Source organism: Sphingomonas sp., from assembly GCF_965248875.1.
Taxonomy (GTDB): domain Bacteria; phylum Pseudomonadota; class Alphaproteobacteria; order Sphingomonadales; family Sphingomonadaceae; genus Sphingomonas.
Map to the genome: position 1 here is coordinate 40001 of NZ_CBDFKR010000006.1, position 12262 is coordinate 52262.

A 12262-nucleotide genomic window follows, 5' to 3' on the forward strand; every position below is an offset into this window, starting at 1 on the left:
GACCCAGCCGCGCGCGCCGCGCATTCTCCGCCAGCGCATAGTAGAGCGGCGCGGCGGTCAGCCCGGCGCGGTAGGTGAGGGGATCCGCGAAATCCTCGAGCCCCATGCCGCGGTCCTCAACCTGGCCGTCGGCATCCTCGGCGAAGTCCAGCACGGCGCCGTTCCTCGTCGCATGACGCACCGTCGAGATCGCCTCTGCACCGGCGATCAGCGCCGCCTCGAACTCACCTGCGACGATCCGCGCACCGAGCTCGGCGACCAGATCCTGCGGTGTGTTGCCGCCAGCCTTTGTCCACAGCGCATGGCGCGGCGCGATGCCGAGCCGTCGCGCGATCGAACGAGGGAAGTTGCTCGCCTTCCCGAACGGCGCCGGTGCGGGGGTCGAGTCCTCAAAGGTGCGCGTGGTGGCGATGGCGTCGATCGCGGAAGCAACGTCGCCCGTCGCGGCTGCGTCCGCCAGTGCGGCGCGCGCGGCAGCGGCGGCGAGATCGGGTCCGGACCAGCCGTGATAATCCGGCGCGTCGAAGCGATCGACGGACTGGCCGACGCCGATAATGACCGGGGTGCGCGGATCGACCGGCGCCATCACTGCGCCTGCCACACCGGCGCGCGCTTCTGCGCAAAGGCGAGCGGCCCTTCGCGCGCGTCGGCGGAGCGCATGACGGTGCGGACCGCCGCGGTGTTAGCCGACCAGGCCGCTTCCTCGTCCGCGATCCGCCCATCCACGATGCCTCGTGCGATCCGCTTGCTCGCCTGGACCGACAATGGCGCATTGGCGGCGATCCGCTGCGCCAGCGCCATCGCCGCCGCCTGCAACTCGGCGGCCGGGACCACCGCGTTGACGAGGCCCAGCGCCAGCGCCTGCGCGGCGTCGATCGGGTCGCCGGTCAGGATCATCGCCATTGCGATCTTGTGCGGGATCTGCCGAGGCAGGCGGAAGACGCCGCCCGCCGCCGCGAACAGCCCGCGCTTGACCTCCGGCAGTCCGAAGCTGGCGGTGCCGGCGGCGATCGCGAGGTCGCAGCTGAGCACGATCTCGGTGCCGCCGCCCAGCGCCGAGCCATTGACCGCGGCGATCAGCGGCTTGCCGATCGCGTGGCTGACGATCCCGGCAAAGCCGCGCGTGCGGCGCTCGTCGTCGGGGCCGATGGCCTCGCCGCGCGACAGCGCCTTCAGGTCCGCGCCGGCCGAAAACGCCTGATCGCCCGCGCCGGTGACGATCACCGCGCGGACTTCAGGATCGGCGTCCGCCGCCGCCAGCGCATCGCCGATGCCAAGGCTGACCGCGAGGTTGATGGCGTTGCGCGCGTCGGGCCGGTTGATGGTGATGACCGTGACGTGCCCGTCACGGGTGACTAGCACGGCGGGAGGTGCGGCATCGGTCATGGCTGGGTCTCCACAAAGGTCGGCGGGTCGATGGCGCTCACCGCGCCGGCGGCGATCAGCGCGGCGATCGCGTCTTCCGGCAGGCCGAGCCAGCGTCGCAGCACCATCGCGCTGTGCTCGCCCATCAGCGGCGCGGGCCGATCGGGCGGATCGGGCATGGCGGACGGTGCCGGTCTCGTTTCGGTAAGGAAGGCGGCGGCGAGGCTGGGATGGTGTGATTCCCGGAAGAAACGGCGGCCGGCAAAATGCGCAAAGGCGGGAAGGTCGCCGACGCGGAGCATCGCCGCGGCGGGGACACCCGCTTGCTGCAGCCGATGCATCGCGGCGTCGGCGTCATGCCCGGCGAGCCAGCCGGCGACAGCGGTGTCGATGCGGTCGCGCGCGCCGAGACGTCCCGACCGGCTGCGCAGCGCTGCATCCCCGGCCAGCCCCATCAGCGGCGCGAGGGCCAGCCAATCGTCGTCACCGCGCGACGTAATGACACACCATTCGTCATCGCCTTTGCACCGGTACACCCCCCATGGCGCATCGGGTTCGCTACCCTCGACATGATGACCCGCCTCCGCGAGACGCCGCGCCGCGATCTCCGCGGCGTTCTGGCTCAGCACCAGCTCGGCCTGACTGACGCTCGCGGCGCCGCCCGCCCCGGTGCGCTCGCGCCGGAGCAGCAGCGCCAGCGCCGCGGTCGCGCCCAGCCGTCCGGCGGTGTGATCGGGATAGACCGTGGTGGTGTCGGAATAGGAGTCCGGGCGGCCCGGGTATCCCCAGACGGCGGTGATCCCCGCCGCGGCGCGCACCAGCGGCCCATAGCCCAGCCGTCCGCTCCACGGCCCGCTCGGCCCGAAGGCGGAGCTGTCGATCGCGACCAGCCGCGGGTTGGTCTGCGCCAACATCTCGGGATCGAACCCCAGCGACGCGAGCGTGCCGGGCTTGAAATTGGACAACAGCACGTCCGCCTGCGCGATCAGCTGCAGGAACAGCGCCTTGCCCTCCGGGCGGCGCAGGTCGAGCGCCAGGCTCTGCTTGTTGCGATGGCCGGCTGCGAAGGAGGGCGACATCGCGCTGCCGTCGCGGGTCTGGCGCAGCCCGTCGGGAAAGGCGGCGCTTTCGATCTTCACCACGTCTGCGCCTGCGTCCGCCAGCAGCCGCCCAGTTTCCGCGCCGACGACGATCACGCCCATGTCGAGGACACGCATGCCGTCGAGCGGCAGGCGTCCCGCGGCCCGCGGCGGCGCTGGCGCCACCGGCCTGGCGGGAAAGGCGTCCCCTGCCGGATCGCACAGCTGCGGGACGGTGCCGGGATCGGGGCGGCGGCCGTCGATCTCGATCGGACTGCCCGGCCAGCGCGTCGCGAGCGAAGGCGTCAGCGCCAGCTCGGTCAACGCAGCTCTGGCGATCATCTGCGGTGTGTCGACCGCCTCGGCCGGGTCGCGCAGTCCCGCGACCGGCACGCCGTAATGCTGCCCGGCCAGCTCGATTTCGGCGCGGGTCAGCTGGGCGAACAGGCGCGCGATCGCGGGCAGGAGATCGGGTGAACGGTAACGCGCCACGATCCCGTCGAAACGCGGATCGGCAAAGGCTGGGGGCCGCCCCAGCCACTCGAACATCCCGCGCCACTGCCGCGGCGCCAGCAGGCACAGCCTGACCGCGCCATCGGCGCAGGACAGGATCGGATACTGAAACCGCGCATCGACCCGGCCGCGCGGCAGGTCGGCCGGGCGCACGCCCGCCGCCGCACTGCCGTTGCTGCCGAAGCCGGGATCGAGCGCCTGCGCCGCGCCGTCGAGCAGCGCGAAGTCCAGCCAGTCGCCGGCCCCGCTCGCGCGGCACGCAATATGCGCGAGCAGCAGGCCGAAACCGGCCTGGGTCAACGCGCATTCGGTCGCGAGGCGGCCGGGCGGAATAAGCGGCGGCTCGTCCGGCAGGCCCGAGCGCGACAGCTCGCCCGACAAGGCATGGAGCACCGGATCGGTCGCCTGCCACCGTGCCAGCGCGCCGCGATGGCCGAACGGGGTGATCGACATGGTCACGAGGGTGGGATGGCGCGCGTGCATCGCCTCGCCGCCGAAGCGCGCCCCCGCCGGCGATCCTGGCGCGAAGCTGTCGATCACAATATCGGCCTGTGCCGCCAGCGCCTCGAGCCGGACGCCGTCGTGCGCGCGATCCAGGTCGAGCAGCGTCAGGCTTTTGCCGCGATTGGCCGCGACGAAGTCGAGGCTGACGCCGCCGGCCAGACGTCCCTCGCGCCGATCCGTGCTGCCGCCCGGCGGCTCGATCCGCCGGACCTCGGCGCCAAGGTCGGCCAGCAGCCGTGCGGCGCCCGCTGCCGCACCGATGGTCAGGTCAAGCACCCGCACATCGGCCAGCGGCGGCGCGTCGGCCGGCGCGATCAAGCGGTCAATTCCTTGAGCGGAACAGCCGGATCGGCGAGCGCGTCGCGGTCGCCTGCCCAGCGCTCGGTGACCAGCCGTCGCCCCTGCACATAGTCCCTGACCGCATTGACGCAGTCGAGCGCGATGACCCGGCCTTGTTTTAAATAGACGACCGAGAAAGTCCGCGCGTCGGGATCGCCGCGCACCACCACATCGTCATACCCGATCGACAGCCCGACGGTCTGCAGCTTCAGATCATATTGGTTCGACCAGAACCACGGCACGGCGTCGTAGATCGCGTCGCCGCCGGTGATCGCCCGGGCGACGACGGTCGCCTGATCATTGGCGTTCTGTACCGATTCAATGCGGATCGCGAAGCCGTCGGCGAAGCGGTTCGCATGCAGCGCGCAGTCGCCGATCGCGAAGACATCGGGCAGGCTGGTGCGGCATTGCGCGTCGACCGCCACACCGTTGCCGCCCATGGCGCCCGCGTCGAGCAGCGGCGCGACCGCGGGGATGACGCCGATGCCGACGATCACCATCTGACAGGCCAGCTGCGTACCGTCCGCCAGCCGCACCCCAGTCACCCGCCCGTCCGCGCCTTCGATCGCGTCCACGGTGGTCCCCAGCAGCACGTCGACGCCATGCGCCCGGTGCGCCGCTTCGTAGAAGCGCGACAGCGGCTCGCCGGCGACCCGCGCGAGCACGCGGTCGAGTGCTTCGCAGACCGTGACCCGCTTGCCCGCCTTGGCCAGCACGGCTGCGGCCTCCAGGCCGATATAGCCGCCGCCCACGACCACCACCGCGCGGGTGCCGTCCAGCTCGGCGCGCAGCCGGTCCGCGTCGGCGCAGGTGCGCACCGTGTGAACGCCCTGCAGATGATGACCCTCGCATGTCAGCCGCCGCGCCGCGCCACCCGTTGCCCAGATCAAGCGGTCATAGCTGATCGCCTGGCCGTCGGCGCAGCGGACGACATGCGCCGCCGGATCAACCGCAACGACCCGTGTTCCGGGCGCCGTTGCGATGTCGCGATCGACCCAGAATGATGGCGGGCGGATCAGGAGGCGCTCGAAGCTCTTCTCGCCCGATAGGTACTCCTTCGACAGCGGTGGCCGCTCATAAGGCAGATGGGGCTCGTCGCCGAGGAGCAGGATTGAGCCGGTGAACTTCTGCTGGCGCAGCTGCATCGCCGACTGCGCCCCACCATGACCGGCGCCGACGATGAGCACGTCAGCATGGCGTTGCGGTAAGGTCACTCTCGATCCTCCGGCGCGATCGTCACGGGGATCGCCGTGCCAGCCGGACGGCTACCCTGTCCAGCATGTCGCGTGCGCCCGGCTAAGCTCCCGGCAGGTCGGCGCGCGCGAACGCGGCGAGGATCAGGGCCGACAGCTGTGCACGCTCCACGAAGCTGGCGGGCCACGCGAATTCGCGCGGACTGTGGATGTCGCCGCCGCACACTCCCAGCGTGTCGATCGAGGGCAGGCCGGCGGCGTGGAGGTTGTTGCCCTCGCACACGCCGCCCGACGGCTGCCAGCGGATCGTCTGCCCCAGCGTCGCGCCCAGGTCCGCGACCGCGGCGAACAACGCTTGCTGATCGGGGCCGAAGGGCTTGGGCGGCCGCGTCAGCCCGCCGTAAAGCTGAGCGGTCAGGCCGTCGCGAAGCGGTGCGGCGGCGATGCGGGCGATCTCGGTCTGCGTCCAGGTGGCATCCGCCGCGTCGCCGACACGAATGTTGAAGCGGATCACCGCGACGTCGGGCACCATGTTGAGCGGGCCGCCGCCGTCGATCCGGGCAATGTTGAGCCGCACGCCGTCGCGCCCGGCGTTGAGCGCGTCGAGGGCGGCGACCAGTCCGGCGGCGGCGACGACCGCGTTGCGCCCGCCCGCAAAGTCGCGCCCGACATGCGTTGCACGGCCGCGGACGACGAGGTGGAAATTGCCGCTGCCCATCCGTGCCGACGCGAGCGATCCGCCGGCGAGTGCGGGTTCGTAGGTGAGGCCGAGCTGCGCCTGGCGCGCGAGACGGGCGAGGTGCGGTGCGGAGCCCGGGCTGCCGATCTCCTCGTCGGGGGAGAGCAGCACGTCCCAGCCGATCGCCGCCGCATCGAGGCGGGCTTCCCACGCCGTCAGCGCTGCGAGCATCACGCTGAGGCCGCCCTTCATGTCGGCGATGCCCGGGCCGTTGAGGGTGCCGTCGCCGCGCGGGGTGACCTCGCGAAACGGCGAGTCCGACGGGTATACCGTATCGTAATGCCCGGTCAGCAGTACGCGCCGTGTCGCTTCGGGCCGGACGCGGAGATGAAGCGCCGTGCCGCCGGGGTGGCTGCGTTCCTCACCGTCCGCAGCGATTTCCACCCGATCGGCGAGCGGCACTCGCGCCGCCGTCGCGCCGAGCGGGGCGAACGCCGCCGCCAGCTGGTCCAGCATCTGCGCGAGACCGTCCGCATTGTGGCTGCCGCTCTGCGTCGCGCACCAGTCCACCGCGCGCGTGACGATCGCGTCGCCGCACGCGCCAATCGCGTCGAGCATGGCGCGGTCGATTGTCACGCGCGCAGCCCTCGCATGTCGGCGCGGGTGTCGGCAACCGCCGCCGCCTCGAAGCTCGCCATCGGCCAAGCGCAATAGTCGGCCGCGTAATAGGCGCTGGGCCGATGATTGCCCGACGCGCCGGGGCCGCCGAAGGGCAGTCCGGCGGCGGCTCCGACGGTGGGCCGGTTGCGGTTGACGACGCCCGCGCGGACATCGGAAGCGAAACGCGCCCACCGATCGGCGTCGTCGCTGATCAGGCCCGCGGCGAGCCCGTAGCGTGTGGCGTTGGCGGCGGCGATCGCGGCATCGAAGCCGTCGACCCGCGTCACCTGCAGCACGGGCGCGAAAATCTCTTCGTCGGGCATTTCGCAGCCGGTCACATCGAGCAGGGCCGGGGTACGAAAGGCGTCGCTCAATCCGATGATGTTTGCAAAAGGACGCAGCACGCGCGCGCCGCGCTCGATCAGCGCGGTAACCTGCGCGTCGGCGCGAGCAGCGGCGGCAGCGTTGATGAGCGGCCCCATGAACGGCTCGGGCTGCGCATCCCACGCGCCGATCAGGAGACGATCGGCGAGCGCCAGCGTCGCCGCGATGATCGCCTCGCCTCGCGCGTCGTTCGGGACGATCAGCCGCCGCGCGCAGGAACAGCGCTGGCCCGCGGTGGCGAAGGCGGACTGGACGATCAGCGCGGCGACGGCGTCCGGCTCGCCGTCCCACGCGACCAAGGGATTGTTACCGCCCAGTTCCAGCGCGACGATGACGTGCGGCCGGTCGGACGTCGCCCGGCGCAGCGCCGCGCCCGCCGCCGCTGAACCGGTGAAGAGCAGCCCGTCGATGTCGGCGTCGGCGAGCGCGGCGCCGGTTTCGCGCCCGCCCTGAACGAGATTGAGGACGCCGGGCGGCAACCCCGCGTCGATCCACGCCGCGGCCATGCGTTCGCCGACCGCCGGGCAGAGCTCCGACGGCTTGAACACCGCCGTGTTGCCCGCAAGCAGGGCGGGAATGATGTGGCCGTTGGGTAGGTGGCCCGGGAAGTTGTAGGGGCCGAGCACCGCCATCACGCCGTGGGGGCGATGGCGGAGCACGCTCTCGCCGAACGGCAGCGGGGTGTGGCGCTCGCCCGCGCGCTCGGTCTGCGCGGCGATCGATACGGCGGCCTTGCCGATCATCGCGCCGACCTCGGCATCGGCTTCCCATAGCGGCTTGCCGGTTTCGCGCGCGAGAAGGCATGCAAAGGCGGAGCGATCCGCCGCGAGGCAGGCGGCGAAGCGGGTGACCACCGCCCGCCGCTCGGCCAGCGGGGTACGTGCCCAGCCGGACGCGGCGCGTCGGGCGGCGGCAACGGCGTCGGCAACGTCGCCGGCCGACGCTGCAGACCCGGCCCAGACCGTCTCGCCATAGGCTGGGTCGGCCGAGGCGAAGCGCTCACCACCTCCCTCGCGGGAGCGTCCGTCAATCAGCAGACCCGTCATGACCCAACGCCTTGCATTCGCAGTCACGCGCAGTGGCGGATCAGCGCGGGAAGGGCAAGGATCCCTATCGGTGCGCGGCGGTTCCGACCCGCCCGACCCAGGTCGCGAACGGCGGCAGAACGATCTGCCCGGCAGCGGCGCGAGTATCCGCCGGGTCGCTCGCCGCCAGCGGTTCGGCAAGCTCTCCGCCGGACACCGTCAGCACCTGCGGCCGCGCGCTCATGTTGAGCGCGACCAGCACCGCGCCGCCGCCGGGTGAAGCGCGCAGCCAGGCGAGGACGTCCGGCGGCGTCCGCTCCAGCAGCGTCATCGCGCCGTCGCGCAGCGCGGGTTCGCTGCGGCGGAGCGCGATCAGCCTTGCCGTCCAGTTCAGCAGCGACCCAGGGTCGCGCCATTCGCTCTCGGCATTGACCCGCGCGACATCCGGATTGAGCGGCAGCCAAGGCCGCGCCGCGGTGGAAAAGCCCGCCTGCGGCCCGGCGCTCCACTGCATCGGCGTCCGTTCGCCGTCACGGCCCTTGTCCTGCGGCCACCCGGCCAGCCCGACCGGATCGCGGACATCCTCGCGCCGCGCGGGCGGGCGCGTCCGCATACCGATCTCCGCGCCGTAATAGGTCAGCGCCGTCGCCCGCGACAGATACAGGATCGCCGCGATCCCCTTCGCGATCGCCAGGTCGTGCACGCCGTCGGCAAACTTGTCGATCGAGCGCACGCTGTCGTGGTTGTCGAAGACGAACAGCGGCCGGCCGCCGCCAAAGTCGCTCTGCGTCGCCACGAGCCGCGGCCGGAACCAGGCAGGGCTGTAGCGCGGTCCGCCAAAGCCCAGAAACATGTCCATCGGCAGCTGCAGTTCGTCGAGTGCCGGCGTGCCGTACCAGCGGCGCATCGCGGCGGCATCGGCAACCCAGGTCTCGCCGATCAGCACCCGGTCGCCGGCGTACCCGTCGACCAGCGTCCGCATCCGGCGTATCACGTCATGCTCCTGCGGCAGATCGTCGGTGTGGACGTGGCGCAGCCTGGGCGAGCCGAATGCATCGACTCCGCCTACTTCCGGCTCGTCGCGGTTCTGCTCGTCCTCGAACAAGGCGGTGACCGCATCCAGCCGAAACCCGGCGACGCCGCGATCGAGCCAGAAGCGCATGGTGTCGAGCATCGCGCGTTCGACCGCGGGGTTGCGCCAGTTGAGGTCGGGCTGCTGCCGGTAGAACCGATGATAGTAGAATTGCCGCCGCGCCGGCGCCCACGTCCACGCCGAGCCCCCGAAGCCCGAAGTCCAGTTGTTCGGCGGCGCCCGCCCGTCATGAACGGACCGCCGCTGAACCGCGCCGATGCCCGGTGCGTCGGCGGGCACGCCATCGTTCCAGACATACCAGTCCGCCTTCGGATTGGTGCGTGATGAGGCCGACTCGCGGAACCAGCCATGCTGATCAGATGTGTGGTTGAGCACCAGGTCCAGGACGACATGGATGCGTCGCGTGCGGGCGGCGGCGATCAGCCGGTCCAGATCGCCCAGCGTCCCGAATTGCCGGTCGACAATGCGGTAATTCGTGATGTCGTAGCCGAAATCGACCTGAGGCGACGGATAGATCGGCGCGATCCAGATCGCATCGACGCCGAGCCGCTGCAGATAGGGCAAGCGGCGGGTGATGCCATTGAGGTCGCCGATACCGTCGCCGTCCGTGTCCTGAAACGAGCGTGGATAGATTTCGTAGATCACCGCGCGCCGCCACCAGGGCGTGGCGGGCGGCGTCATCGCGCCCAGTGACAGCAGCGCTGCCAACGCCATCCATACCATTGAGGCGGGTCGCATCGCCGATCCTTTCGCGCGCGAAGCTGGCGGCTCGATGCCTGCGTCGTCAACCACGCGCTGCGACTGACCGCTGGCGGCGCTGCGCGCGACGGTCTAGCGTCGCGCCGATGACCAAGCAGGTTCAGGCCGAACCCGAGCATGCCGGCCGCGCCCGGCGGCCCACTTCCTATGACGTGGCGCTGCTGGCGGGCGTGTCGCAATCCGCCGTGTCGCGCTGTTTCCGCACGGGCAGCTCGATCGCGCCCGCGACGCGCGCCAAGGTGCTGCGCGCCGCGCGCGAGCTTGGCTATCAGCCCAACGCGATCGCGTCCGGCCTCATCACCAAGCGGTCGAACATGGTCGCGGTGATCATCTCCAACCTGACCAATCTCTATTATCCCGAGGTGCTGGCGAGCCTGTCGGCCAAGCTCGACGCGCAGGGGGTGCGCGTGCTGCTGTTCGCGCTGGCGAACGAGGGTGATGTCGACGCCGCGCTCGATCAGGTGTGGCGGTATCGCGTCGACGGCGCGATCGCGGCGGCGCGGCTATCGCCCGATCAGCTCCGCCGCTTCGCGCGGCATCGCGTGCCGGTGGTGCTCTACAACCGCTTCGGCGAGGAGGTGTCGGTTGCGACGGTGTGCTGCGACTCGATCGGCGGCGAGCGGCTGCTGGTCGACGGGCTGCTCGCGGCGGGGCACCGGCGGTTCGGGGTGATCGGCGGGCCGGAGGACAGTTATGTCGCCCGCCAGCGGGTCGAGGGCGCGCTGGCGCGGCTGGCGGAGGCGGGGATCACCCCGGCGGTGACGGGCGGCGCGTTCGATCACGACAGCGGCGTCGCAGGGCTCAGGCGGCTGATGACGATGAGCGACAACCGGCTCGACGCGGTGGTCTGCGCCAACGATCTGATGGCGATCGGCGCGATCGATGCGGCGCGCGAGGTGTACGGGCTGAACGTGCCGCGACAGCTGTCGATCGTCGGCTTTGACGGGGTCTCGCCCGCCGCCTGGGCCAGCTATCGCCTGACGACGGTGCGCCAGCCGGTCGAGCGGATGACCGATGCGGCGGTGGCGATGCTGATGGAGCGGGTCGCCGACCCCGACCTGCCACCGGAGGTGCGGACCTTTGCGGGGACGTTTCAGCCGGGCGGCTCGGCGCGGCTCGGCTGACGCCGGTGTTCGGCACCGCTTGCATCCGCAGGCAATCAGGCTAGCCTGATCGCTTCCCGGGGAGGCGGCATGGCATCGGTGGTGGCGAGGATCGACAAGCGCGTCCGGCCGGCGCCGCCGCTGACCGTGCGGCTGAAGGCGTTCTACGGTTTGGGCAGCACCGCGGAGGCGCTGTCGATCACGGCGTCGTCCAGCTTCCTGCTGATCTTCTACAACCAGGTGCGCGGACTGCCCGCGGCGCATGTCGGGCTGGCCTTGTCGCTGGGGCTGTTCGTCAACGCGGTGTTCGATCCGCTGGTCGGCTCCTGGTCGGACCGGACCAGATCGCGGCTGGGGCGGCGGCACCCGTTCATGTTCGCCTCCGTCCTGCCCGCCGGCCTGCTGTTCTTCGCCGTCTTCAATCCGCCGCATTGGGGAGAGACGGCGCAGCTCGTCTGGCTGGGCGTGTGCAACACCGCGCTGCTGCAGGCGATGACGCTCTACCACACCCCGCATCTGGCGCTCGGCGGGGAGATGGCGGACGGCTATCTCGAACGCACCAGCATCATGGCGTACAACACCTTCTGCCTGTGGGCGGGAGACACGATGGCGTGGCTGCTGTCGTACCGCCTGTTCTTCAGCCCGACGCCGAACCAGCCCAACGGCGCGCTGATCGAGAGCCGCTACCCCTTGTTCGCGGCCGCGGTCGGGGTCACGATCGCGCTGGTCCTGGTGACATCGAGCTGGGCAACGCGCAGCCGCATTCCCTGGCTGAAGCAGGTCGCGCCGGAAGAGCAGCATTTCGACGCGCGCCGGTTCGGGCGCGACATCTGGCGGACGCTGACCAACCGCAACTATGTCGTGCTGCTGCTCGGTCTCGCCTTTTCCAGCCTGATGTCCGGGGTGCGCCTCGGCCTCGCCATCTACGTCAATTCCTATTACTGGCAGCTCGACAACGGCCAGATCTCGCTGTTCGTGATCGCCAGCTTCGCCGGCTACGCCTTCGCGGCTTTGGTGGTGCGGCGGCTGCACGACCGGCTCGACAAACGCTGGACGGGGGCGCTGGCGCTGGCGGTCTATTGCATCGGGCCGGTGATCCCGCTGCTGCTCGGCTATTACGGCATCCTGACGCCGCGGACGCCCGGGCTGCTGTGGATACTGATCGGCTTCGCCCTGTTCCAGCATCTGCCGTACAGCCTGATGACGACGACGATCTATTCCGCGCTGGCCGACATCGCCGACGAGGTCGAGCTGAAGCACGGCATGCGGCAGGAAGGCATTCTCTATTCGACGCGGACCTTCTTCGCCCGCGTCGACCAGGCGCTAGGGACGGCGTTGGCGGGGGTGGTGCTGGGGCTGATCGCGTTTCCGGCGCACGCCACGCCGGGTCAGGTGGGGCAGCCGGTGCTCGACCATCTCGCGGCGGCGCTGCTGCTGTCGACGATCCCCGGGCTGATCGCGGCGGGCTTCTACGCAATGCTGCGGGTGACGCGGGCAAGCCATGACGCGACACGCGCGGCGCTGGACGCGCTTGAGGCGGCGACGGCGGCGGCGGCAAGCTGACCT

At 71.0% G+C, this 12262-nt stretch carries 9 protein-coding genes (1 of these 9 only partly in view); 2 read left to right on the forward strand and 7 right to left on the reverse strand.

Annotated features, from left to right (window positions below):
• From ACP2AD_RS04550 to ACP2AD_RS04580, 7 genes are all read right to left on the reverse strand, one after another.
• Window positions 1–586, reverse strand: partial view of an acetyl-CoA acetyltransferase gene (locus ACP2AD_RS04550; protein WP_425228901.1) — the start only. The gene continues 959 nt to the left of window position 1, outside the view; only the first 586 of its 1545 coding nucleotides appear in the window; the start codon lies at window positions 584–586; its stop codon lies off the left edge, out of view.
• Complete coding sequence (locus tag ACP2AD_RS04555) at window positions 586–1386, reverse strand: crotonase/enoyl-CoA hydratase family protein (RefSeq protein WP_425228902.1); 801 nt, start codon at window positions 1384–1386, stop codon at window positions 586–588. The genes ACP2AD_RS04550 and ACP2AD_RS04555 overlap by 1 nt, the downstream gene beginning before the upstream one ends.
• The gene (locus ACP2AD_RS04560) at window positions 1383–3779 is read right to left on the reverse strand and encodes a CoA transferase (RefSeq protein ID WP_425228903.1); all 2397 of its coding nucleotides are present in this window, start codon (window positions 3777–3779) and stop codon (window positions 1383–1385) included. Before ACP2AD_RS04560 ends, ACP2AD_RS04555 begins: the two co-directional genes overlap by 4 nt.
• Window positions 3776–5014 (reverse strand): NAD(P)/FAD-dependent oxidoreductase, encoded by a 1239-nt coding sequence (locus ACP2AD_RS04565; RefSeq protein ID WP_425228904.1) that lies wholly within the window; start codon window positions 5012–5014, stop codon window positions 3776–3778. The genes ACP2AD_RS04560 and ACP2AD_RS04565 overlap by 4 nt, the downstream gene beginning before the upstream one ends.
• An 82-nt stretch (window positions 5015–5096) precedes the next feature.
• Window positions 5097–6308: a hydrolase gene (locus ACP2AD_RS04570; RefSeq protein ID WP_425228905.1), complete on the reverse strand. Its 1212-nt coding sequence runs from the start codon at window positions 6306–6308 to the stop codon at window positions 5097–5099.
• Entirely contained in the window at window positions 6305–7762 is a 1458-nt protein-coding gene (gene astD / locus ACP2AD_RS04575; RefSeq protein WP_425228906.1) for a succinylglutamate-semialdehyde dehydrogenase, read from the reverse strand. Before astD ends, ACP2AD_RS04570 begins: the two co-directional genes overlap by 4 nt.
• Before the next feature lie 64 nt (window positions 7763–7826).
• Window positions 7827–9572: an alpha-amylase family glycosyl hydrolase gene (locus tag ACP2AD_RS04580; RefSeq protein ID WP_425228907.1), complete on the reverse strand. Its 1746-nt coding sequence runs from the start codon at window positions 9570–9572 to the stop codon at window positions 7827–7829.
• A 107-nt stretch (window positions 9573–9679) separates the two neighbouring features.
• Here ACP2AD_RS04580 and ACP2AD_RS04585 point away from each other — a divergent pair, with 107 nt between their 5' ends.
• Together ACP2AD_RS04585 and ACP2AD_RS04590 are read left to right on the forward strand one after the other, a co-directional pair.
• The gene (locus ACP2AD_RS04585) at window positions 9680–10717 is read left to right on the forward strand and encodes a LacI family DNA-binding transcriptional regulator (protein ID WP_425228908.1); all 1038 of its coding nucleotides are present in this window, start codon (window positions 9680–9682) and stop codon (window positions 10715–10717) included.
• Window positions 10718–10786: 69 nt separating this feature from the next.
• Window positions 10787–12259, forward strand: a complete 1473-nt coding sequence (locus tag ACP2AD_RS04590) for an MFS transporter (protein WP_425228909.1) — start codon at window positions 10787–10789, stop codon at window positions 12257–12259.
• Window positions 12260–12262: the final 3 nt, after the last annotated feature.

Excerpts from the sequence above, each read along its gene's own strand:
- ACP2AD_RS04555 (WP_425228902.1), bottom strand. The coding sequence starts at position 1,386 with ATGACCGATGCCGCACCTCCCGCCGTGCTAGTCACCCGTGACGGGCAC.
- ACP2AD_RS04590 (WP_425228909.1), top strand. The coding sequence starts at position 10,787 with ATGGCATCGGTGGTGGCGAGGATCGACAAGCGCGTCCGGCCGGCGCCG.
- ACP2AD_RS04585 (WP_425228908.1), top strand. The coding sequence starts at position 9,680 with ATGACCAAGCAGGTTCAGGCCGAACCCGAGCATGCCGGCCGCGCCCGG.
- astD (WP_425228906.1), bottom strand. The coding sequence starts at position 7,762 with ATGACGGGTCTGCTGATTGACGGACGCTCCCGCGAGGGAGGTGGTGAG.
- ACP2AD_RS04580 (WP_425228907.1), bottom strand. The coding sequence starts at position 9,572 with ATGCGACCCGCCTCAATGGTATGGATGGCGTTGGCAGCGCTGCTGTCA.